This window comes from Cryobacterium sp. CG_9.6, from assembly GCF_029893365.1.
In the GTDB taxonomy this organism is placed as follows: Bacteria; Actinomycetota; Actinomycetes; order Actinomycetales; family Microbacteriaceae; genus Cryobacterium.
This window is the reverse complement of record NZ_JARXUZ010000001.1, coordinates 1,975,834-1,997,825: the sequence shown is the minus strand read 5'-3', so window position 1 is coordinate 1,997,825 and position 21,992 is coordinate 1,975,834. Positions and strand designations below refer to the sequence as shown.

General features: G+C 61.6%; 23 protein-coding genes and 1 tRNA gene. 6 read left to right on the top strand and 18 right to left on the bottom strand.

Going from position 1 to position 21,992, the window contains the following annotated elements; translation table 11 throughout:
• Positions 1 to 43: 43 nt before the first annotated feature.
• The 4 genes from H4V99_RS09120 to H4V99_RS09105 are packed head-to-tail and all read right to left on the bottom strand — an operon-like array spanning position 44 to position 3,319.
• Positions 44 to 865, bottom strand: a complete 822-nt coding sequence (locus H4V99_RS09120; protein WP_280677536.1) for an SAM-dependent methyltransferase — start codon at positions 863 to 865, stop codon at positions 44 to 46.
• Positions 862 to 1,971, bottom strand: coding sequence for a glycosyltransferase family 4 protein (locus tag H4V99_RS09115; protein ID WP_280677534.1), 1,110 nt, complete (start codon positions 1,969 to 1,971; stop codon positions 862 to 864). The genes H4V99_RS09120 and H4V99_RS09115 overlap by 4 nt, the downstream gene beginning before the upstream one ends.
• Positions 1,944 to 2,342 carry a 6-carboxytetrahydropterin synthase gene (locus tag H4V99_RS09110; protein ID WP_280677532.1) on the bottom strand — a complete coding sequence of 133 codons (399 nt, stop codon included), beginning with the start codon at positions 2,340 to 2,342 and terminating at the stop codon, positions 1,944 to 1,946. Before H4V99_RS09110 ends, H4V99_RS09115 begins: the two co-directional genes overlap by 28 nt.
• Complete coding sequence (locus H4V99_RS09105) at positions 2,339 to 3,319, bottom strand: zinc-binding alcohol dehydrogenase (protein ID WP_280677530.1); 981 nt, start codon at positions 3,317 to 3,319, stop codon at positions 2,339 to 2,341. Before H4V99_RS09105 ends, H4V99_RS09110 begins: the two co-directional genes overlap by 4 nt.
• A gap of 83 nt (positions 3,320 to 3,402) precedes the next feature.
• Between H4V99_RS09105 and H4V99_RS09100 the strand changes: the two genes are divergently transcribed.
• Positions 3,403 to 4,125: a CDP-alcohol phosphatidyltransferase family protein gene (locus tag H4V99_RS09100; protein ID WP_280677528.1), complete on the top strand. Its 723-nt coding sequence runs from the start codon at positions 3,403 to 3,405 to the stop codon at positions 4,123 to 4,125.
• Here the strand turns inward: H4V99_RS09100 and H4V99_RS09095 are convergent.
• The 8 genes from H4V99_RS09095 to H4V99_RS09060 form a co-directional block, all read right to left on the bottom strand.
• Positions 4,118 to 4,513 carry a hypothetical protein gene (locus H4V99_RS09095; protein ID WP_280677526.1) on the bottom strand — a complete coding sequence of 132 codons (396 nt, stop codon included), beginning with the start codon at positions 4,511 to 4,513 and terminating at the stop codon, positions 4,118 to 4,120. The two genes, H4V99_RS09100 and H4V99_RS09095, sit on opposite strands and share 8 nt — an antisense overlap.
• Entirely contained in the window at positions 4,503 to 5,468 is a 966-nt protein-coding gene (locus H4V99_RS09090) for an NAD(P)-binding protein (RefSeq protein ID WP_280677524.1), read from the bottom strand. Before H4V99_RS09090 ends, H4V99_RS09095 begins: the two co-directional genes overlap by 11 nt.
• Before the next feature lie 52 nt (positions 5,469 to 5,520).
• Positions 5,521 to 5,919 carry a hypothetical protein gene (locus tag H4V99_RS09085; protein WP_280677522.1) on the bottom strand — a complete coding sequence of 133 codons (399 nt, stop codon included), beginning with the start codon at positions 5,917 to 5,919 and terminating at the stop codon, positions 5,521 to 5,523.
• Between the two features lie 38 nt (positions 5,920 to 5,957).
• Complete coding sequence (locus H4V99_RS09080) at positions 5,958 to 6,941, bottom strand: bacteriorhodopsin (protein ID WP_280677520.1); 984 nt, start codon at positions 6,939 to 6,941, stop codon at positions 5,958 to 5,960.
• A gap of 109 nt (positions 6,942 to 7,050) precedes the next feature.
• Positions 7,051 to 7,368 carry an ATP-dependent DNA ligase gene (locus H4V99_RS09075; RefSeq protein WP_280677518.1) on the bottom strand — a complete coding sequence of 106 codons (318 nt, stop codon included), beginning with the start codon at positions 7,366 to 7,368 and terminating at the stop codon, positions 7,051 to 7,053.
• Positions 7,369 to 7,422: 54 nt separating this feature from the next.
• Positions 7,423 to 8,883: a DHA2 family efflux MFS transporter permease subunit gene (locus H4V99_RS09070; RefSeq protein WP_280677516.1), complete on the bottom strand. Its 1,461-nt coding sequence runs from the start codon at positions 8,881 to 8,883 to the stop codon at positions 7,423 to 7,425.
• A 15-nt stretch (positions 8,884 to 8,898) separates the two neighbouring features.
• On the bottom strand, positions 8,899 to 9,762 hold the full coding sequence (locus H4V99_RS09065; RefSeq protein WP_280677513.1) for an FAD-binding domain-containing protein: 864 nt from the start codon (positions 9,760 to 9,762) through the stop codon (positions 8,899 to 8,901).
• A 36-nt stretch (positions 9,763 to 9,798) separates the two neighbouring features.
• Positions 9,799 to 10,107 carry a hypothetical protein gene (locus H4V99_RS09060; RefSeq protein ID WP_280677511.1) on the bottom strand — a complete coding sequence of 103 codons (309 nt, stop codon included), beginning with the start codon at positions 10,105 to 10,107 and terminating at the stop codon, positions 9,799 to 9,801.
• Positions 10,108 to 10,243: 136 nt separating this feature from the next.
• Here H4V99_RS09060 and H4V99_RS09055 point away from each other — a divergent pair, with 136 nt between their 5' ends.
• From H4V99_RS09055 to H4V99_RS09045, 3 genes are all read left to right on the top strand, one after another.
• Positions 10,244 to 10,891, top strand: a complete 648-nt coding sequence (locus H4V99_RS09055; RefSeq protein ID WP_280677508.1) for a phosphoribosyltransferase family protein — start codon at positions 10,244 to 10,246, stop codon at positions 10,889 to 10,891.
• A gap of 33 nt (positions 10,892 to 10,924) precedes the next feature.
• On the top strand, positions 10,925 to 12,625 hold the full coding sequence (locus H4V99_RS09050; RefSeq protein WP_348522360.1) for a bifunctional 3'-5' exonuclease/DNA polymerase: 1,701 nt from the start codon (positions 10,925 to 10,927) through the stop codon (positions 12,623 to 12,625).
• 169 nt (positions 12,626 to 12,794) lie between these two features.
• The gene (locus tag H4V99_RS09045; protein ID WP_280677506.1) at positions 12,795 to 13,316 is read left to right on the top strand and encodes a DUF3145 domain-containing protein; all 522 of its coding nucleotides are present in this window, start codon (positions 12,795 to 12,797) and stop codon (positions 13,314 to 13,316) included.
• A gap of 84 nt (positions 13,317 to 13,400) precedes the next feature.
• Here the strand turns inward: H4V99_RS09045 and H4V99_RS09040 are convergent, their stop codons facing one another.
• The 6 genes from H4V99_RS09040 to aceE form a co-directional block, all read right to left on the bottom strand.
• Positions 13,401 to 14,636 (bottom strand): beta-ketoacyl-[acyl-carrier-protein] synthase family protein, encoded by a 1,236-nt coding sequence (locus H4V99_RS09040; protein ID WP_280677504.1) that lies wholly within the window; start codon positions 14,634 to 14,636, stop codon positions 13,401 to 13,403.
• A 144-nt stretch (positions 14,637 to 14,780) separates the two neighbouring features.
• The gene (locus H4V99_RS09035) at positions 14,781 to 15,029 is read right to left on the bottom strand and encodes an acyl carrier protein (protein ID WP_134171507.1); all 249 of its coding nucleotides are present in this window, start codon (positions 15,027 to 15,029) and stop codon (positions 14,781 to 14,783) included.
• Between the two features lie 95 nt (positions 15,030 to 15,124).
• Positions 15,125 to 16,129: a beta-ketoacyl-ACP synthase III gene (locus tag H4V99_RS09030; RefSeq protein WP_280677498.1), complete on the bottom strand. Its 1,005-nt coding sequence runs from the start codon at positions 16,127 to 16,129 to the stop codon at positions 15,125 to 15,127.
• Positions 16,130 to 16,169: 40 nt separating this feature from the next.
• Positions 16,170 to 17,087 (bottom strand): ACP S-malonyltransferase, encoded by a 918-nt coding sequence (locus H4V99_RS09025; protein WP_280677496.1) that lies wholly within the window; start codon positions 17,085 to 17,087, stop codon positions 16,170 to 16,172.
• A 93-nt stretch (positions 17,088 to 17,180) separates the two neighbouring features.
• The gene (locus H4V99_RS09020) at positions 17,181 to 18,269 is read right to left on the bottom strand and encodes a helix-turn-helix domain-containing protein (protein WP_280677493.1); all 1,089 of its coding nucleotides are present in this window, start codon (positions 18,267 to 18,269) and stop codon (positions 17,181 to 17,183) included.
• 123 nt (positions 18,270 to 18,392) lie between these two features.
• Entirely contained in the window at positions 18,393 to 21,119 is a 2,727-nt protein-coding gene (gene aceE, locus H4V99_RS09015) for a pyruvate dehydrogenase (acetyl-transferring), homodimeric type (RefSeq protein ID WP_280677491.1), read from the bottom strand.
• Positions 21,120 to 21,353: 234 nt separating this feature from the next.
• Here aceE and H4V99_RS09010 point away from each other — a divergent pair, with 234 nt between their 5' ends.
• Positions 21,354 to 21,821 (top strand): peroxiredoxin, encoded by a 468-nt coding sequence (locus H4V99_RS09010; RefSeq protein ID WP_280677489.1) that lies wholly within the window; start codon positions 21,354 to 21,356, stop codon positions 21,819 to 21,821.
• Positions 21,822 to 21,888: 67 nt separating this feature from the next.
• Positions 21,889 to 21,961, top strand: a tRNA-Val gene (locus H4V99_RS09005).
• Positions 21,962 to 21,992 lie beyond the last annotated feature (31 nt).

Here is a 21,992-nt window from a genome sequence, read left to right as displayed (position 1 = left end):
CGTGAACGCAGGATTTCACGTATTCTCGAGAGTTTCGCTCGGGTCACGGACGAGGCCACGCCAGAACGTCCATATGCTCAACACGCGCACTGAGAGTGCCGAGCTCGATCTGGTTGAGGCGGATCTGCCGGTAGCGGTCGGCTTCAGAACGCAGGTCAGGTTGCGCTTCCACAGCCGCATCAACCCAACCAGAGAACCACTCGCTCAAGAGGCTGGGCTGACGATGGTCGAGCTGCCACACAGTGCTGCTCTGACGTACGTCCCAGCCAGCGGCGGTGAAAAGCTCACTCACCATCGTGGGGGCGTGCCGACCTGACTGCTGGCGACCGTGAGCATTGCGCACCTGATGAGCGTTGAATGCCCCCTCGAACGCCGCATCGTGCTCGTCCTGTGGGGCCAGCTTCACGCCACCGGTCACGCTGAGTGATAACAGCACGGGAACGCGCGTTGCCACACAGGCAGCGACAACGGCGTCAATCTCCTCTGCCGTCAACACGTCGAGCAGCGCGGACGCTGTCACGAGAGAGGCGCCACCGAGGTCGTCCGGGCTTAGATCACCGAGATTACCGGTGCGGCCAAAGACGGAGATGTGGGCGTTGTCGCGGTCGGATGGAAGCACCTGGCTGATGGCCTGTGCGGTGAGGTTGGCGCTCCAGTCGTGGAGAAACCACGTTTGCGGCCCCGGAAGCACAGGGGCGAGCCACCGCATCATTGACCCGGTCCCACTGCCAAGATCGTGCACAACGAGAGGACCATCAGCAAGCAGATCGGCGGCGGCGAGCGCGAGGTCGAGTGAACGAGCTGCAGCGTCCTCGGGTTCGCGCAGCGCCAGCCAGTCGCCGCTCACTTCGAGTATTTCGCTCATGCCCAAACCTTTGTTCCTGTGTGCGTCATTTCGTGGAGCACCAATTCGATCGTGGAAATGGTCGAACTCCATGATCTCACGGTGGTTCGTGCCTCTCGCGCTGCCGTTACCAGGTCGTCACGCAGGGTCTGATTCGACCACCAGTCGCGCAGAACAGATTCGAGTGCGGCGGGATCGTCTGCGGGCACCAGAATTCCCGCCTCGGAACTCGACAACGCCTCGGGCACGCCACCAACGCGGGACGCGACCACCGGGATACCCCGTGCCAGGGCCTCGGCGACCACCATCCCGAAGCTCTCGGCGCGTGACGGCACCACGACGAGGTCTGCTTGACCGTAGGCCTCATCCAAAGCTTGTCCCGTGACGGGGCCAAGGAAACGTACTCGTGCGTCCAAGTGCGCGGCGTGAACGGTGCCCGTGAGGTCGGCAACAAAGTTCGGTTCCGTGGTGAGGGATCCGACGAAGGTGCAGGTCCAATCGCCGACCCCACTGAGGCGTGCTAGAACCCGGACGAGCACGTCTTGACCTTTGTGCGGTGCGACGACTCCAACGCACAAGAGTCTGCGGCCACCTCGGGACACCGTCGTGATCGCTGCTGAATCCGTTCCCGGCTGGGCGATAACAAGGGTTTCCGGCGGCACGAGGAAGCGCCTAACAAGCTCGGACCGAGTCCATGCGCTCGTCGCGACGACACGGTGTGCCGATTTCAGAGCCGCGGCCTCGCGGTTGGCTACATCGTCGAGGTCAGTTCCGTCGGGGGAGAGGCCCGTCGCAAGACTCGCGACCATGTGTGCCAGCACGATCACTCGCAGCCTGTGTGAGTGCGCCGCCAACGCTCCCGGTTCACGCACGGCGATGAGCCCATCGACCAGCACGAGGGCGCCGTCGGGTAGCTCTGACAACGCCCGCACCGTGAACGACTCGCTCCCCGTCGGGGTCTCGACCATCCGCACGTCCCACCCGGTGTTCCGGAGACCGTCTCGCACGTGGCGGTCGTAGACGTTGCCGCCGCTGACTCTCTGTGGGTCGTCGATCGCATCAGGAACGACGAAGTAGAGCGTCTTGTCCGCCGCAACCCTCATAGAGATCTGGAGTAGCTCGCCCATGCAATATGCGATTCATGGAGGGTGACGGAGAGTGCATTCAGCTGCTGACCGCCCGCGAGAGTTCCGTCGCCCACCCGATCGGCCAGGCGGTCCGCAATCACTTGGCAGAGCACTTCGGTGGACGTGTTCCTACCCTGAAAGTCGGGCTCGTCATCCAGGTTGCGATACGTGAGGGCTCCCGTGATCTCGCTCAGGATCTCGGCTGCACGACCAATGTCGACGACGACACCGGACGCATCAAGACCCGGTGCGCTGAATGTGGCATCCACGATGAAGGTTGCTCCGTGGAGCCGCTGGGCCGGGCCAAAGGACTCGCCAGCGAAGCTATGGGCGATCATGATGTGGTCTCGTACGGTTACCGTGAACGTCATTCGGAATCTTTCCAATCAATTGTGTGGCACAGGTCATTAAGGGATCCGTCGGCGAGGCTCGCCATCACCTCAGGCAGAGCTCTCCACGAGGACTCGCCCGTGAGAACCGCATCGAAGGCCGGGTCGCGGAGGAGTTCGAGGGCCAACGTGAGTCGTTCGCGAGTGGTGCGGCTTCCGCGTCGCCCGGCGGCGACAGCGCCAACCTGACTGGACCGGATCGTCAGACGTCGCGAGTGAAAATCGGCTCCGAGCATCAGTGTTGCGGGGCGGTCTCCGTACCAGCTCGCTTCGATCACCGTGCCATCCGTCACCACTGTTTCAAGAGCACTCTGGAGCCCCGAACTCGACCCGCTGGTATTGATGACAATGTCTTGATCGTGAGGCGCGGTCGACACGTCTGAGAAATTGACGCCGAGTTGCCCGGCAACGACCCGTCGGGTGGGGTCGAGGTCGATGAGCGTGACGGTTACTCCGGGAATACCGCGTGCGAGGCGCGCTACGCAGCACCCAATCATCCCCGCGCCGATGACGGTGACTCGGTCGCCGATCATCGGTGCGGCATCCCAGAGCACGTTGATGGCCGTTTCGACCGCACCCGCGAGAACTGCACGCCGAGCTGGTATGCCAACGGGAACGGGCAGGACGGCGTTGGCGGGCACGACAAATGCTGACTGGTGGGGATAGAGCGTGAAAACAGTTGTTCCCACCAGAGACTCTGGACCAGATTCCACGACCCCTACGTTGAGGTAGCCGTACTTGACCGGGCCGGGGAAGTCGCCGTCCTGGAATGGAGCACGCATCCGCTCGCGTTCACTCTCCGGCACGAGCCCGTTGAAGACAGATGCTTCGGTGCCGCGACTCACGCCGGTGTACAGGGTTTTCACCAACACGTCACCCTCGCCCACAGACGGGATCTGCTCGTGGCGTAGGCTACCCACTCCCGCTTTCTCGATCCAGAACGCGGTGGCGTCGAGCATGGGACTCTCGCTTTCGTGAACGCGAACCTCACGGCTAACGTGTCAATAGTCAATGTATAAATTTCTATAAGAACGAGTCACGGATGCCGAGAATTCACGTCGTACCAATTTATCTCGCCGTGGGCGGTGCCATTGTCGTCAGCTTGCTCGGGGCGGCCGCAACTCGGTCGTTGCCGTCGTGGATTGTGGTGGTCGGTTGGGTGGCGACGCTCAGCTATCTGGTGGTTTCGAACATCCTGTTGGTTCGCGGCCTGCGCAAACGAGCTGTCACCCGATTCGGACAGGCCAACATCGTGACGGCGGTGCGGTCAACTATGGTCGGGGTGATTAGCGGCATCGTCACAGCATCTTTTTTCGCGCCCATGCCGGTGTGGATCGTGCTCGCTCTGGTTGTGCCTGCCCTCCTCCTGGACGCGGTCGACGGTTGGGTCGCCCGGCGGACCGGTTCCTCGAGTGAACTCGGCGCGAGTTTTGACATGGAAGTCGACGCCTTCCTGCTGCTGGTGCTGAGTGCGTATGTGTCCCAGTCCCTGGGCATCTGGGTGCTGGCAATAGGACTCATGCGATACGTCTTTGTCGTTGCCGGCTGGATCTTCCCCTGGATGCGTCGACAGCTCCCGTTTCGGTACTGGCGTAAGGTCGTGACGGCCGTGCAAGGCATCGCGTTGACGATCGCTGTCCCCGAGGTGCTGCTCGTGGTCGAAGCCATCGCCGTCGCACTTGCGCTCGCCCTTCTTGTCGAATCTTTTGGTCGCGATGTCGTGTGGTTAGTAGCGCGGCGGACAGCAGAGCTCAAACTCACGTAAGCCGTCGCGCGCGGAACGCAAGCACCGAGGTGCTGGCGAGCACGACTGTGCCGATGCCTTCGATCCAGAACGTCTGGGGCACAAGGGTGAAACTCCACGGGACAGATATACCAAATAACCCAACGGTCAACGCGAACACCAGTGAGAGGAAACTGGCAAGAATAAAGAGCAGGCTGAGAAGTGACGTGAGTTGCAGCAGCTTTCCCCGGGAAACGAGCATTCCGATCCCCAGCACAATGCCCGCAATGGCATTCAGGACGAAAAGCACTCCCACAACCCCTCCGACACCGTCAAAGACCAGAAAGAGATGCAGACCGCCGGCCGCGATGAGCACGAAGGCGCTCAGGATTCTCTTCACCCAGAGAAGGCCGTGTGTTTTATCGGGCATCTGCGTCACCACCTGCTGCGATAGTACGCCCGAGCGCGTCACCCGAGGCCCATGCCGTTGCGACCGACGAGCGTTGCCCCCACGCATCCCCGCATACACCGATCCGGTCGGACAACCAATACGGTTGAGGATGCTGGGCCGCGGGCCGTGCAAACGTCCACCGGTGGGCAAACGCGCGGGTGGGAGCATCGGAAAGGGAGAGCAGGCGGCGCACGGCGGCGGTGACCGACGTAATCGCTCCGTCGGGGTCATCGAGATGCTGCCGGGCCAGTGCTGCTGTGGTGTGAGCGACGAGCACCGGCGCGTCATCACCGCGTCGATCGCCGTCGTCGGCCAACGTCGTGATCTCCGCCACGTCGTTGACGAACGCGGTATGGAAGGACTCCCAGTCGCGCGCTGCCCACTCCAGCACGACGGCAATGCTGGGCTCCCAGTTGGCGTCATCGTTCAACTCCGTGTGTAGAGCGGATCCAACGGTGAGCAAACGCCGCGCCTGCGGGTCGGGCATGGCAAGGACGACCGTGTCATAACGTTCGGTGTCTGCCTCGCCAGCCGTCACGTGCTCTATGGTGACACCCTGATGGATATCGAGATCATGCCCGAGATCTGCGACGAGCCTCTGCAGTCCAGCCGGGGCTGCGTACCTCATCGGACCTGTGCTGACACGGTTGATGCCGTCGGCGCCGGCCACCGCCACGGTATCCGTCCACGGCCGCGCCAGTCCACGTGCCACCCAATCGGACACAACGTCAGCAAACGGTGTCCCAGGCTCAGCGGTGAAGTAGGACGCACCCAGATCAACGGTGCGCGAGTTAATCGTGCGGCTCGTCATTCTGCCGCCGGGCCGACGACCACGATCGACGACGCGGGCTGGTATTCCGGCGCTTTTCAGTGCCTGTGCACAGGCCATTCCCGAGATACCGGCACCGATGATAAGAACCTGAGGTTGCTGCATCCTCCCATCATGTCAGACGGTTATGACGGTCTCCTGGCCGGGCGCTTCACCATCACACCACGGTCCAGCCTCGAGCCCGTGCGACCTCTGCTTGCCGGCCATCGTCTGCCCCGAATCCGCGCTTTTCCTCCGGTTCCGCGAGGAACGCGAAACACATTTCGGCAGCAGCCAGGTGCCAGGAATGCTCGGCCGGGAGCCGCTCGATGGTTGCGAGCGCTGATGCGTCCCGGTCAACCTGGTCGGCATCCTGTTCGACAATTTGTACGAGACCCGTCTGGGCATCGACCAGGTCGGCCAACGCTATCAGAGCCCCCTCGGCCGTCATTCCCCGGTCGAGGCCGTCAGCCACCGCGTCAGCGGTGCACTCAGCAAGAGCCTGCGCGGTGGAGACGAGCTGAACTTCGATCGAGTCCCGAAACGTGTCGGCCTGTCGAGGTTCGAGTAGGCGCACGCAGTGAGGGACCGGCGTAAATAATCACGGGGAACAGATCAGAGGTCGGTGGATGTCAGGTCCTTCGCCCACTCTTCGCTCGGCGCACTAGCAGTGGCCGTGGCGTTGCTATCGGCCGGTTTGGGACGCCGTTGATGAATGGTTTCGACTTCTGGCAGGTAGACGACAGTGGGGATTCCGGCGTCGGATTGCTTGATGGATGAGATCCAGATTGCTTCTTGGTGGATGTCGACGCCAACGCGAACGTCTTCGGCTGTTCGCAATTTGGCCACCCGGTGGATCAGACCGCTGAAGCCGAGTTTGACGACCAAATCGGTGGCACACAACAGAATATACATGGTTGTTGTGGCGGCTCCGCCGGAGAAGAGCACTGGAATCAGATAGGCCACCGGGTACAGTGCCCACCCCGACAGCAGCAAGATTGTCGCATTCCGAAGCAGTACTGCCGCCTCCGGAGTGAGCTGGGGGAGCGACTGGCGGATTGCGCGAATGACGATCGCGGTGGTGATGATCCAAAAAACTGTACTAACGGCACCCCAAAGGAGCAACGACTCCAGGCTGCGGCCATCGCCGATGACAACCGCGCCGAGAAAACCGGTGAAAATCATCAGAAAAGCGCCGGTTACGGCTGCAGCCTCGGTGCGCCTGGCACGACGTCCGATCAGTGCCGATACGGACAACAGTTCGATCGTGAGCAGCGGGACGGCAATAGACCATTCCACATAACGCGGCGCCATGGTCATAATGGCGTGTGAATTTGGTACCCACAGAGCGCCGACCTTGTCATACCCAATGCTGAAGGCTGTGATCAGGAGAATGTACGACAGAACAGCCACGAGCATGATGCCCACTCGAGCGATGACCGCCGTGCGGTAGCGAACACCCACCTCACCTCGGCTGATCCAGGTGCGAACAAACCCAAATGCAAGAGCCGAGCCCGTGAGACCGAGGAAATAGAAAATAAGCGAATGCTCCGACTGAGTCAGAGAGGCTTCCCACGGTGCGGAGATCATGTGGTTCATAGTCGATTCTTCACGAGACTCAGTGACACCGGACAACGTGAACACCTGAAGCTGGTGCAGCTTAGAGACAAGGCTCTCGGCGACAGACTGTTCACGGTCAGCACTGTCTCTACCGTGCTGTCGTCAAGACATCTGGTTCGGCGCTGAAAAACAGTCCGCTGGTGCTGTTGGCCGATTTCATCAGGGCCTCGATCCACTCCCGGTTGATCACCGGGGCTCGGGTATCGGCGTAGCGAAAGGAGAGAGTGCTGCTGGGGTCTAACCAGATACTGATTCGACCGCTGCCACCATTTCGATCAACGACCCAGCTGAAGGTGAAGCTCTCCCCGCGTCGCAACTTTGCCACAATCACGACCTGCAAGTGATACAGCGCACGGTCATCAAAATTTATATCGGTCGCTGACGCGCCATAACGTAAGCTTCCCATGCGCACAGCTTAGTGGCATCGTCTGCCGCCAAAAACGGCGCGTTATCTCGTGGTCTAGACCGCCAGTTTAAGCTGGCGGTCTTCTTCCTCCAGCGCGCGTTCCGCTTCCACTTTGTGATGCGCCACTTGAGCCACATTGGGGAGGAGCATGCTGGCGAGTGCAGCCAGGCTCAGGGCAACAATGGGTACCCAAATGCCCGCAAGGAAGGCATCTCGAAGAACAGCCGGTGTGAAGGTCATTCCCACAACGCCAAAGAAGACAACGCCGACAACTGCGATACCGATTGCTCCGCCCACCTGTTGGAAGGTACCGAGCACACCGGATGCCGCGCCAGCGTTCGAAATGGATGTTTGAGCCAGGGAAACATCTGTCAAGGGAACGACCAACAGGGTGAGTCCCAGACCCGCCACCGCCATCATGGGAACAAGGTCGAAACCAACGAGGGAATCGGCCTGGGCGGCGACAGTGTTCCTGACCCAGACGTAACCACCGATCTGAGTGATGGCACCGACGAAGATCAACCCTTTTCCCAAACGCGGGCCGAAGCGAACCGCGATTCCGGTGCCCACGAGGGCAGCGAGGCTGAAGGGGAGCGTGGTGAGGCCGGCCTCGATTGCCGAGAAGCCGAGTCCGATCTGCAGGTAGAGCACAAGGATGAGGAAGAACCCACCAATAGAGGCACTGAACGAGAACGAGGTGAGTACACCGGCCGAGAAACCGCGACTGTGAAAAAGAGACGGGGGTACCAAGGCGGAGCCAGTCTTCTTATCGAGCCAGTTCTGGTACCAGATGAAGACCGCTAAGAGCACAGGGCTGGCGCCAATCATGAGCCAGATTCCCACAGGCCAATCGAGGGCACGTCCCTCGATCAACCCGAAGACCAGGAGGAACAGGGCGGCCGAGATGAGGACGACACCGACCACGTCCAAGCGCACCCGCTTCGCGGCACGCGACTCCGGGATGCAGAGTGCTGCCGTAATGAACAGGGCGATACCCACGGGCACGTTGATAATAAACACACTGCGCCAGCCGAGGCCGAAAGCGTTCTGTGAGACGAGTATCCCGCCTACGAGGGGCCCCGCGACGGCCGCTAATCCCGTGATCGCACCGAGGGCGCCGAATGCTCCGGCGCGCTCCTTCGGACCGAAAAGCACCTGAATAATGGACAGCACCTGGGGAATCATGATTGCTCCGAAGGCCCCCTGAACCAGACGGGAGATGACGAGCATGTCTCCGCTCGTTGCAAGGGCGCACGACGCCGAGGCCACGGTGAACCCGGCAACCCCAATCAAGAACAGTCGCTTTCGACCGAAGATATCTCCCAGCCGTCCGCCCGTGGTGAGGAGGACCGCGAAGGTGAGCACATAACCCGACACGATCCACTCCAGCTGCTCTGGAGTCGTGCCCAGGTCCTGCTCAATGGCGGGGAGGGCCACGTTCACGATTGTTGTGTCGAGCAGGTCCATAAACGATGCAAAAAGCAGTACCAGGACGGCGAGCCAACGAAGGCGCATAGGTGTTCTCTTCAGTTAGGTGGGCGGCGTGATTGCCCGGTTCCAGGCCGTGAAACTCGTCATCGAGCCCGCGTGAGGTTCGACCAGCCACGGCCAGGGGTGAAGTTCAACAGCGTGCTCAGCATACTTTGCAAAGCTGGGCACGGGGGCCCAGGTCATGGCAGCAGCAAGTTGCGGAGCAATGAGCCGGGGGTCACCCAGATGAACGATCACGTCCCGCCGCCGCGCAAGGTCTTGGAGCGTTTCAACAAAGAACACCAATCTCTTGCTGGAGAGCTGAAGTTTTGTGAGCGCCGGTTCGTCAAAGATAAAAACAACGGGGAGGTCGGGATGAGCCCGAAGCGCGGGATCATCATCGCCGAGCGATTCCACGGTGAGCAGAACCGATTCCGGTGCTGATCGTGCGATTGGCACTCTCGGACCTCGGGTGGTGGCCAGGTCGTCATCTCCCGCAAGTCTCGTCGGTGGAGCGGCAACGGGCTGGAGAACCGTATCCGCCGGAAACTCTTCGATCGGGCATCGGTTCTTGAGAACACACGTGCCGCACAGCTTCGGTGCTCGCTTCTCAACTTGCCAGCGCGCAAATCCATACTGTTTTCCTGTACCGGCGCCGACCGTCCACTGCCACCCCAGCAGGTTGGCCGCGCGAGAGCCATCGAGCAGATGGCGATGGAAATACTCTTGAGCCGCCATCCACCCTGCCCCGGAGCGCACGGTGTACTGCGAAGCCAGCCACAGGCGAGTTTGATTCACGAGCCAGCCGTGCGTTTCCAAGTCAGAGACCGCCCCGTCCACGCAGGCCATGTCGCGCGGCCACGCCGACGGTGTGAAATCTCCGGACCACGGCACGTCGAACCGCAAGTTCTGGTGCAGGTCCATCCCCACACGTGCGTAGAGGTGCCGTGCGTATTCCTGTCACAGAAGTTCATTCCGAAACTTTGTAACATCGCGCGCTGGGCCGGTCACGGCGTCCCAGACTTCCCGCAGTGTGAGCAGTCCGTGTCGAATATAGGGCGAAAGCCCCGACGCTCCGCGATCCGCTTCGGGAAGTACCTGGCTACGTGTGGCCGCGTATCCCGTTACATCAAACGCGTTGAGTGCGGCGTGTGCGGGCATGTGGCCACCACGAAAGGTGGGACTGGCGCTGATTCGATCAGATACCAAGTGGGAGAAGTACTGCTGAACTGCGGCTTCCGGCGTGACGCCCTCAAGCGAGATGATCATGCACCAACTCTAGGCCGACGTCACCACTGGGCCGATCAGCTGGTGGTGTCCGCAGAGGGCTCGACGACTGCCATAGTCAGCGGGCAGAGCCGAGGCTACATTGTCAGCACGAAGCAGTAGAGGAAAGGCGGCGGTGATGATCTTTCAGAATCGAACCGAGGCTGGTCGGTTGTTGGCAGAGCGGGTTGCGGAACTCGAATTGTTCGAGCCGATCGTCTTTGCGCTTCCGCGCGGGGGCGTCCCGGTGGCTGTTGAGGTCGCGAAGACACTCGCGGCACCGCTCGATCTGCTCATCGTGCGTAAGATCGGCGCTCCCCGTTTTCCCGAGTTGGCTCTTGGGGCCGTTGTCGGCGGCGCTCATCCGCAGCTTGTGGTCAATGATGACGTGTATGGGGCTACGGGGCGGGACGCAGCTGGCCTTGAACGGGCGCGACGCCGAGAACTGGCCGAGATCGCTCGCCGCCGAGAGCGTTACCTCGGCAACCGGCCGTCCCAGGACCCCACGGGTCGCGTTGTCATTGTTGTCGATGACGGAATTGCTACGGGTGCCACGGCCAGAGTTGCTGTGGCAGCCCTTCGAAGTCAGGGCGCAGCCACAGTGGTGCTGGCAGTTCCTGTGGCGCCACCGACGGCCGTGGACGATCTACGCCGGGACGTAGACATTCTTGTCGTGCTGCATGCACCGCAGGATTTCTGGGCTATCGGGCAGTTCTATCGCGACTTTCACCAGCTGACCGACGAAGAGACAGCGGGGTACCTGCGCACGAGCTGGGACTCTGAGTGAGCACCCGCGGCCTCACAAGGCCACAATTGAAGTGTGTACTACGTGGTCAGTCAATCCGGCAAAGCCGTCGTCGTTCAACCCTGTGACAGCCACGGACGGCAGATGCGACCGGCACGTGTCCTCTCCGCCCGCGACTTCGCTGAGTTTGTGGCTCACGAGGAACCCGGAGAGCCGCGCTGGGTCTGGGCAGACACCTCCCGCGTCTATGCACTTTTGCTGGCGCAGGGAAGGCGCGTACGCCGATGTCATGATCTAAGACTCTGCCATGTCATTCTTCGTAATTCGGCGCTCCCTGTCCACAGTGCGGTGGGCACTCGCGAGGCGGATCAGTGGCACAGTGAGCAGTTGGGTGACGATAACAACGCAGACAACGCTGGCGCCGCGCCAACGCTCTTTGACTTCGGCGAGCTCGCTGGAGCGCCGGAAGCCTCCGTTGCGTCCGATGACCGAGAAGAACTTGTGCGCCAATTAGAAGCCGTGGCTTCGGCATCGGAACCCGGACGGTTGCGCCTGTTGCTCGCAGCGGAATCGGTCGGTGCTCTCATTGCGGCCGAAATGACCTATGCCGGATTGCCCTGGCGAACGGACATTCATGACCAGCTGCTGACGGAACAACTCGGACCGCGAGTGGTGCACGGCCGGCGCCCGGAACGCCTGGAAAAGTTAGCGGAGGAGATCCGGACCCTCCTCGGCGACTCGCAACTGAACCCCGATTCACCCGCTGACGTGCTCCGGGCGCTGCAGCGTGTGGGTCTCACCGTCACGTCCACGCGTGCGTGGGTGCTTCGTGAACTTGAGCATCCCGTGGTTGAACCACTCCTGCTCTACAAAAAGCTCTTTCGACTGCTGAGCGCCAACGGTTGGGTGTGGATGGACACCTGGATTGTCAACGGTCGCTTTCATCCGGAATATCTTCCCGGCGGAGTCGTCACCGGCCGGTGGGCGGCACGGGGCGGTGGAGCGCTTCAACTACCCAAACAGGTTCGCGGTGCCGTTGTCGCCGACGAAGGGTGGGCCTTTGTCGTGGCGGATGCGTCCCAGCTGGAACCGAGGATCCTCGCCGCACTGTCCCGTGACCTGCAGATGGCCGATGCAGGGCGGGGTGCAGATCTCTATGACGGCATTGTGGCCAGCGGTGTCATCGATACTCGCGCCCATGCAAAGGTTGCGATGCTCGGTGCAATGTATGGGGCGACAACCGGAGAAAGTGGTCGTCTCCTGCCGCGGCTGGCCAAAGCGTATCCGCGCGCCATTGGTCTCACCGAGGCGGCGGCTCGCACGGGTGAACGGGGCGAGGTCGTCACGACACGGCTCGGTCGGTCCTCTCCATTGCCGGCACGCGAGTGGCATGATGTGCAGGCACGGGCGTACGAGCCGGGGGCAACGAGCACCGACGAGCGGCGCGCGCGCAGCCAGTCGCGGGATTGGGGACGTTTCACACGGAATTTTATCGTTCAGGGCACCGCCGCAGAATGGGCGCTCTGCTGGATGGCCGAAGTGCGCAAGCAGCTCTGGTTGCTACAGTCCGTCGACGCTCGATTCGATCGCGCACCCCACCTTGTGTTCTTCCTGCACGACGAGGTGATCGTGCACACTCCCGTTGCACTGGCACAGCAGGTTGCCGGCATTGTCACGGCTGCGGCGGCGACCGCCGGGCGGCTCCTGTTCGGTGACTTCCCCGTTGATTTTCTCCTGACAGTGGCCACGGTCACGAGCTACGCCGACGCCAAATAGGGCTCCCGTCTGGTTCAGTGCGGGGCATGGTTGCCCAAATTTCCCGAATGTCCAACGCCATTGCGATTTATCAGCAGAGTGCGGCATAATTCACGTAATGACAGCAGTGTCGTGATTTTCGTTCAGAGGTCGTTGGGGAAGACGCACCTCACAGGAACGGAGATGAAAAATGGTTGACACACAAACCCGTCGGGCACCAACCGCGCGGGGTGTGCTTTACGTGCACTCCTCACCCCGCGCGCTGTGTCCACATGTTGAATGGGCCGCCGGTCGCGCCCTCGGAGAGGCTGTGAACTTTGACTGGGCCGACCAGCCCATGCTCATGGGGTCCCAGCGTGCCGAATATTACTGGGAAGGTGACCGGGGAACCGGGGCCGCACTCGCCTCTGCCCTGCACGGTTGGAAGCATCTGCGCTTCGAAGTCACGGAGGACGCCGGTTTCGGCACCGATGGTGGACGGTGGCTGAACACCCCGGATCTCGGCATTTTTTATGCACAGACCGACACTGCCGGAAACTTCGTTATTCCGGAGGATCGGATTCGCTATGCCTTAGAGATCGCGGGAACGAATGCCCTCGAGCTGCACCGCGAACTGCGCCTCGCACTGGGTCAGGCCTGGGACGACGAACTTGAGCCCTTCCGTCAGGCCAGTGATGCCAATTCAGTGGTGTGGCTGCACAAAGTGGGCTGATCTGAAGCTTCTCGCGGTTGCCCGCCAGTTTGGCCTGACCGATATGGAGCAATTGCTCAGCTAACGGCCAGGCCAGTCGTGGCTCTAGACCGAGCGGAAGGCGACGACAGCGTTATGGCCGCCGAATCCGAACGAGTTGCTCAGGGCAAGCAGGTCTCCGGCCGGGAGGACTCGAGGTGACGTTACGACGTCGAGGGGGATTGCCGGATCCTGATCCACGAGGTTGATCGTCGGGGGAGCGGTGCGCTCCGCCAGTGCCTTCACGGTGAAGAAGGCCTCGAGAGCACCTGCTCCTCCCAGGAGGTGACCGGTCGACGCCTTGGTAGCAGACACCGGAATACCATCAAGAAGGTCACCGAAGACGCGGCGCAGAGCGTTGTACTCGGCAATGTCTCCCACAGGCGTGCTGGTGGCGTGCGCATTAATGTGTGACACGTCGGACAGCTCAGCACCCGCACGCTGCACAGTCGTGATCATGGCACGTGCGGCGGCAGTGCCCTCCGGATCCGGGGCTGTGATGTGATAGGCATCGCTGTTGACGGCGCCACCGACGAGTTCAGCATAGATGTGAGCGCCACGCGCCTTCGCATGCTCTTCGGTCTCGACGATGAGCGCGGCCGCACCCTCGCCAAGCACAAATCCGTCTCGAGACACGTCATAGGGACGACTCGCGGTGGCAGGGTCATCGTTACGGGTGGAGAGTGCGTGCATGGCCGCGAAGGCCGCGATGGGTAACGGGTGAATGGCCGCCTCGGACCCGCCGGCAATCACGATGTCGGCCAGACCCGCCTGAAGGCGGTTATAGGCGTTGACCAATGCTTCCGTGCTCGAGGCACAGGCAGAAACGACGGTGGTGATGCCAGCACGAGCGTGCAGATCCATACCGACGGCAGCTGCCGGCCCATTGGGCATCAGCATGGGGACGGTCATGGGAAGAACTCGGCGGGGGCCGCGTTCTCGCAACGTATCCCACGCATCGAGCAGGGTCCACACGCCGCCAATTCCGGTGGCCCAGTCCACAGCAACTCGATCGGGTTCTGCCTCGGGGGATCCTGCATCCGCCCAGGCTTCGCGGCCTGCGATCAGTGCGAATTGGCTTGAGGGATCGAGACGCTTGATCTCGAAACGTTCGAGAATGGTGCTCGAGTGTACTTTTGCTTGAGCCGCAAAAGTGACGGGTATTTGGGTTTGGGCAACCCATCCCTGTTTCAGGGTGGTTGCACCCGATTCACCGGCGAGCAGCGCTGCCCAGGTGTCGGAGGCGGTACCGCCGAGTGGCGTGGTTGCGCCGATTCCAGTAATAACAATCTTCTTGGTCATAAGTCAACTCTCCATGAACGACAAACTCGAGAGCCGGAGGTGACTTGCCTGCGTAAGCGCGAGCGACCACGACTGGCCCAATGTCACAACCCAGTGATCAGGCCGGTCGACGGGTGTCGGCCGGCCTGGTCGCAGGCTGGTGTTCTAGTCCTGGGCCTTCACAATGAAGTCAACGGCATCGCCAACGGACTTGAGGTTCTTGACCTCTTCGTCGGGGATCTTCACGTCGAACTTCTCTTCTGCGTTGACGACGATGGTCATCATCGAGATCGAGTCGATGTCGAGGTCGTCGGTGAACGACTTGCCGAGTTCAACCGTGTCGGTTGCGATTCCGGTCTCGTCGTTGATGAGTTCGGCCAGGCCGGCAAGAACTTCTTCGGTAGACAATGCCATGATATTTTCTCCTTGGGGGGTTGACTCGGTTGACCGAGACTTAGTTTAGAGGGGTGGGGAGCAAGAGTCGCGCAGCGAGGCTGTGCGGCGTGGCCTTAGGGCAGGACGACGACCTGAGCCCCGAAGACGAGGCCGGCACCAAACCCAATCTGCAGGGCGAGGCCGCCACTGAGTTCTGGGTGCTCTTCGAGAAGGCGGTGTGTGGCCAGCGGGATGGACGCCGACGAGGTGTTGCCCGTGTTTGCGACGTCGCGTGCAATCACCACCGATTCCGGCAGCTTGAGCTGCTTGGCGAATTCATCGATGATGCGCATGTTGGCCTGGTGGGGGATGAAGGCATCGAGCTGGTCGCTGGTGATCCCCGCAACCTCGAGAGCCTTCTTTGCAACCTTGGCCATGTCCCAGACGGCCCAGCGGAAAACGGCTGGGCCTTCCTGGCGCAAGGTGGGCCATTCGGCCTCGCCGCGCCGGTACTCCTGCAGAGTGGCGTTGGTAGAAATCGTGTCAGCCTTGGACCCGTCGGACCCCCACACCGTGGTAGAGATTCCAGCGAATTCGCTCGGGCCGATGACGACCGCGCCGGCGCCATCGCCGAGGAGAAACGAGATGCTGCGGTCGGTGGGGTCCACCAGATCCGAGAGCTTCTCAGCACCGATTACGAGAGCGTAGTGCGCTGCACCGGCGCGAATAAGGGCATCCGCTTGGGCGATGGCGTAGGCATAGCCAGCGCACGCGGCGTTCACGTCATACGCTGCGGCCGGGTTGGATCCCACACGGTCGGCGACAACGGCCGCGATCGACGGTGTTTGACGACCGTTGCTGATGGTGGCCACGATGACAGCATCGATGAGGGCGGGGTCAATGCCGCTTCTCTCGATGGCTTCGCGAGCGGCATCCGTAGCCAGGTCGACGGCCTCGATGTCGCGGCTGGCACGGGTACGGGTGATGATTCCGGTGCGCTGCTGAATCCACTCGTCGGAGGAATCGATGGCCTCAATCAGCTCATCATTCGCCACGAGTCGATCACCGCGGGCGGCTCCGATCGAGAGAATGCGGGTGTACTTCGGTCCGTGGGACTGCTGAAGCGTTGGCTTGCTCATTCATCTCTCTCTAACTCGCTGCTGCGTACAGCGCGATTTATCACTGCTGGTCGATCAGGTCGAATGCGGCGGACAGATCGTCCGGTGTTTTGATGGCGACGCTGGGAATTCCCTTGAGGCCTCGTTTTGCGAGCCCAACGAGGGCCCCGGCTGGTGCGACCTCGATGATTCCCGTGACCCCAGCAGCGGCGAAGGACGCCATGCACTGGTCCCACCGTACCGGGGAGGACACCTGCCCCACGAGTAACTCGACAAATCGAGCACCATCGGTAACGGTGGCTCCGTCGGAATTAGACCAAATAGGTACGGTCGGCGCGTGAACCTGAAGAGACTGAGCCACAGCGCTCAGGTGGCTTCGGGCCGGACGCATGTAGCGCGTGTGGAAGGCGCCTGCTACCTGAAGGGGAATGACCCGGGCTCGGGTTGGTGGAGCCTCGGCAAGGCGAGCGAGGGCCGGGAGGGATCCGGCAACCACAATCTGTCCGCCACCATTGAAATTCGCGGGCTCAAGGTCTAAGTCCGACAGAATCTCGAGAAGCTCGTTCTCATCGGCACCGATGACCGCGCTCATCCCGGTGGGTTCAAGAGCCGCAGCAGCCTGCATGGCCAAACCGCGCTCCCGAACGAAACGCAGGGCATCCGTGGAGCTGAGAATGCCAGCACCCGCGCTGGCGGTAATTTCACCGACTGAGTGGCCGGCAATGCCCGAGATCCGTTCACGGCGACCGTTCGCGAGTAGGGCCTTCAGCGTGAGTAAGCCTGAGGCAACGATGAGCGGCTGCGCAACGGCAGTGTCACGGATGACGTCGGCTGAACTCGTTGTTCCGTGCGTCAGAAGGTTGATCCCCACGGCGTCGGACATCTCGGTGAGCTCGGCTTCGAAACCGGGAACGGACAGCCACGGAGTGAGGAATCCGGGGGTTTGGGAGCCCTGACCTGGGCAGACGACGACAATCACCTAATTAGTCTTCCAATCTCCAGTTGATGACGAGCATAGATAATGCATGAAGAATCACAGAAACCTTTGTACCATTACGCAAAACGGATGCCGTCACCGACGACGAGACGACCCGTCATGGTCACTAATCGACCCGAGAATGAGGGCGGACTGCAAAATAAGAGCCTCTCGAGCACCGGTTGCGTCGTACCCGATGACTTCCGAAACCCGCTTCAGACGATAGCGCACGGTGTTCGGGTGCACGAAGAGTTCGCGCGCCGTCGCTTCGAGGGAACGCCCGTTGTCGAGGTAGCACCACAAGGTGGTGAGAAGCTCGGTCGAGTGCGCCTGAAGCGGACGGTAGATGCGGTGGATCAGGGTCGCCCGGGCCAGGGGATCCCCGGCCAGTGCCCGCTCGGGGAGCAGATCGTCGGCCTGCACAGGGCGGGGTGCATTGCGCCAGGATCGTGCAACAGCAAAGCCTGCGAGGGCGGCCTTGGCGCTCTTGGAGGCGTCGACCAGATTGGGCACTTCGTGCCCGAGAACCAGATGGCCTGTTCCAAAACTCGGTTCCAGCTGAACGGCAATTTCCATGAATGTGAGCGCTGCTGCAGTACCCACGGTGTCGTCGGTTTCCGCTTGAGCCGGGCGAGCACGACCGATTACGAGAACAAGTCGGTTGCCCTGAACGCCGATGAGGACATCCGCTGCCATGTGTCGAGCGGATCGACGCAGCTGGTCCACGTCCAGCATCTTCGGTGTGGTGCCCACGAGCACGCACACCTCACCGTGACCGTGCCAACCGAGGGCGGCGATTCTGCTCGGCAGCTCGTCGTCATATTCTCCGCTGAGAATGGAGTCGACGACGAGGGCCTCGAGGCGCGCGTCCCACAGGCCGCGCGCCTCGGCCGCGCGTGCGTAGACGTCCGCTGCACCGAACGCAATTTCGCGCGAATAGAGCAGAATGGCCTCACGGAGGAGTTCGCCACCGTCTTTCACGCGTTCTTCAACGACTTCGACCGTGACCCGAATCAGCTGCAGCGTCTGCTGCAGACTGACGGACCGCAAAAGTTCACGCGGCGCGGCGCCAAAAACATCAGCCGCGATCCAGGGGGTGGATCGCGGGTCCTCGAACCACGAGATGAAAGACGTGATACCCGCCTGGGCGACGAGGCCCACGGCGGACCGCCGACCTGGTGGCATGTCGCCATACCAGGTCAGCGTGTCCTCGAGTTTCTTGAGTGTGGCCGTAGACAGCTCGCCCGAAATCGTTCGAAGCCAGTTGAGCGTCTGTTCTTTTGTTTTGGGCGCCGGTGCCACGAGGTTTTAGCTCTCGCCCCCAGCAGAGCCGGTGGTACCGGCTGTGACATCGTGAAGCTGATACTTCTCAATGGCCTGACCCACGAGGCTCCGATCAATCTCGCCGCGTCGAGCGAGCAGCTCGAGCGCACGCACGACCATCGACGGGCTGTCGATCTTGAAGAAACGTCGGGCGGCCGGGCGGGTGTCGGAGAAACCGAACGTGTCAGCACCGAGCGTTGCGAAGTCGCCGGGAACAAACTGACGGATCTGGTCAGGAACGGCGTGCATGAAGTCCGACACGGCAATGAACGGGCCGGTTGCACCGGCAAGTTTCGACGTGACGTACGGGGTGCGCTGTTCGGCGTCCGGGTTCAGGAAGTTGTGCTCCTCGGCGGCGAGACCGTCGCGGCGCAACTCGTTCCAGGAGGTGACAGACCACACGTCGGCGGAGATGCCCCAGTCGTCGGCAAGAAGCTGTTGTGCCTCCAGCGCCCACGGCACGGCTACTCCCGAGGCCAGCAACTGCGCCTTGGGGCCCACCGTTGTGGACTCGCTTACCCGGTGGATTCCGTGCAGGATGCCGTCGACATCCACATTCTCGGGCTCAACGGGCTGCACAGCCGGCTCGTTGTACACGGTGATGTAGTACATGACGTTCGGGTCGGTGTGAGTGCCACCGTACATCCGCTCGAGTCCTGCCCGAACGATGTGTCCAATTTCGTAACCGTAGGCCGGGTCGTAGGACACGACGGCCGGGTTGGTCGAGGCCAGCAGGGGAGAGTGACCGTCAGCGTGCTGAAGTCCCTCGCCGGTGAGGGTGGTGCGCCCGGCGGTGGCACCAATGATGAACCCGCGGGTCATCATGTCGCCGGCCGCCCAGAACGCGTCGCCCGTGCGCTGGAATCCGAACATGGAGTAAAACACGTACACCGGAATGAGCGGCTCGCCCTGCGTGGAGTACGACGTTCCCACGTTGGTGAATGCGGCTGCGGCTCCGGCCTCGTTGATTCCCACGTGCAGGATCTGGCCCTGCGGGCTCTCCTTGTACGCCAGCAGCTGGGCGTGGTCAACGGAGGTGTAGTGCTGACCGTTGGGGTTGTAAATCTTGGCATTCGGGAAGAACGCGTCGATACCGAAGGTGCGGGCTTCATCGGGAATGATCGGCACGATTCGGTTGCCGAAGTCGGGGGAGCGCAGGAGTTCCTTGAGCAGGCGAACGAACGACATGGTCGTCGCAATCTCCTGGGTTCCTGAACCCTTCTTGGCGATGGCGTACGTCTTGTCGGTCGGAAGGGTGAGTTTGGTGTGCGTGGTGCGACGCTCAGGCAGGTACCCTCCGAGCGCGCGACGGCGCTCGTGCATGTACTGGATCGCCTCGTCCTTGTCGCCGGGGGTGTAGTACGGCGGCAGGTACGGGTTTTCCTCGAGCTGAGCATCCGTGATGGGCACATGCATGCTGTCACGGAAGGTCTTGAGGTTCTCGAGGGTCATCTTCTTCATCTGGTGGGTCGCGTTGCGTCCCTCGAAGCTCGGTCCGAGGCCGTAGCCCTTGATAGTCTTCGCCAGAATGACAGTGGGCTGACCCTTGTGCTCCGCCGCTGCCTTGAAGGCGGCGTACACCTTGCGGTAGTCGTGCCCGCCGCGCTTGAGGTTCCAGACCTCGTCGTCGGTGTAACCCTCAACGAGCTTGAGCGCGCGGGGGTCACGACCGAAGAAGTTTTCGCGCACGTAGGCGCCGCTCTCGGCCTTGTACGTCTGGTAGTCACCGTCTGCGGTGACGTTCATCAGGTTGAGCAGAGCGCCCTCGGTGTCGCGCTTGAGGAGTTCGTCCCACTCGCGGCCCCAGACAACCTTGATGACGTTCCAGCCGGCGCCGCGGAAGAAGCTCTCCAGCTCCTGGATGATCTTGCCGTTACCGCGAACAGGGCCGTCGAGGCGCTGAAGGTTGCAGTTGATGATGAAGTTCAGGTTGTCGAGGCCCTCGTTGGCGGCGACCTGCAGTTGGCCGCGGCTTTCCACCTCGTCCATTTCGCCGTCGCCAAGGAATGCCCACACCTGCTGGTCACTCGCGTCCTTGATGCCTCGGTTGGTGAGGTAGCGGTTCAGCTGTGCCTGGTAGATCGCGTTGATCGGGCCCAGGCCCATGGACACGGTGGGGAATTGCCAGAACTCCGGCATGAGACGCGGGTGCGGGTATGACGAAATTCCGTTCGGCCCATGGGACTTCTCCTGACGGAACCCATCGAGCTGGTCGGTGGTGAGGCGACCTTCTAGGAATGCGCGTGCGTAGGTACCGGGGGAGGCGTGACCCTGAATGAAGATCTGGTCTCCACCACCGGGGTGATCCTGTCCGCGGAAGAAGTGGTTGAAGCCGACCTCGTAGAGGGCAGCGGATGAAGCGTAGGTGGAAATGTGTCCACCAACAGCGATCCCTGGACGCTGCGCGCGGTGCACGAGGACCGCGGCGTTCCAACGAATCCAGGCACGGTAGCGACGCTCAATGTCTTCATCGCCGGGGAAGTCTGGTTCGTTTTCCGGAGCAATGGTATTGATGTAGTCCGTGGTGGGAACCATCGGAACGTTGAGGTGAAGCTCTTTCGAGCGCTTCAGCAGGCTCAGCATGATTTCACGAGCACGCTCGTGACCATGTGTCGCAACGAGCGAATCGAGCGATTCCGCCCACTCCAGTGTCTCGTCGGGATCGGAGTCGGCGTTGTTCGTCGAGTACGGGTCCTGGTCGTTGACCGTCACGGTCGACCTCTCTCTGTTGTTCACACATCACTGTTATGCACGGCGCGGTTATTGTGACCGAGCTATCGCAGGTCGTGTCTGATTCGGCGTGCCAGCAGAGGACGGGTCGGATTACGACCATCGGCACCCCGCAAGCCTACAGATTCTCTCTGCACTCTGCGTGCGAGACACACGCGGGGTTAGGCTGGTGCATTGTTACTCCCGCGAACTTTCGCGGCGGAAGGGAAGCGCACCATGGCTCTGGAGAATGACACCCAGGCACCGGATTTTCAACTCGTCAATCAATTTGGTGAGACCATTCAGCTGAGCCAGTTTCGTGGGTCGAAGTCGGTGGCTCTCGTGTTCTTTCCGCTGGCGTTTTCTGGAATCTGCAGTGGAGAGCTGTGTGAACTCCGCGACAATCTGAACCTGTTCAGCGATAACGAAGTGGAACTCATCGGAATATCGGTGGATTCCAAGCACGCCCTGCGAGTTTGGGGTGAGGAGGAGGGGTACACGTTCAACCTCCTGGCCGACTTCTGGCCGCACGGCGGCGTCGCCAAGGAATATGGCGTGTTTCTCGAGAAGAAGGGCTTCGCAAATCGTGCGACGTTCCTCATCGATCAAAACGGGATCATTCGCGCCAGCTTCATCACCGCTCCCGGTGAAGCGCGGTCACTCGAGGCGTATCGCGCGGCGCTTGAGGAGCTTCAGCCGGCCTAGAGTTGCAGGCGGCCTCTGCGGATCAGCTACAGTAGAAACATCCTGACCGGTGCAACACCCGGTGCGGGGGCCTTTAGCTCAGTTGGTAGAGCGCCACGTTTACACCGTGGATGTCATCGGTTCGAGCCCGGTAGGGCCCACAGTATTAGTCCACGAAGCGTCGCTATCGCC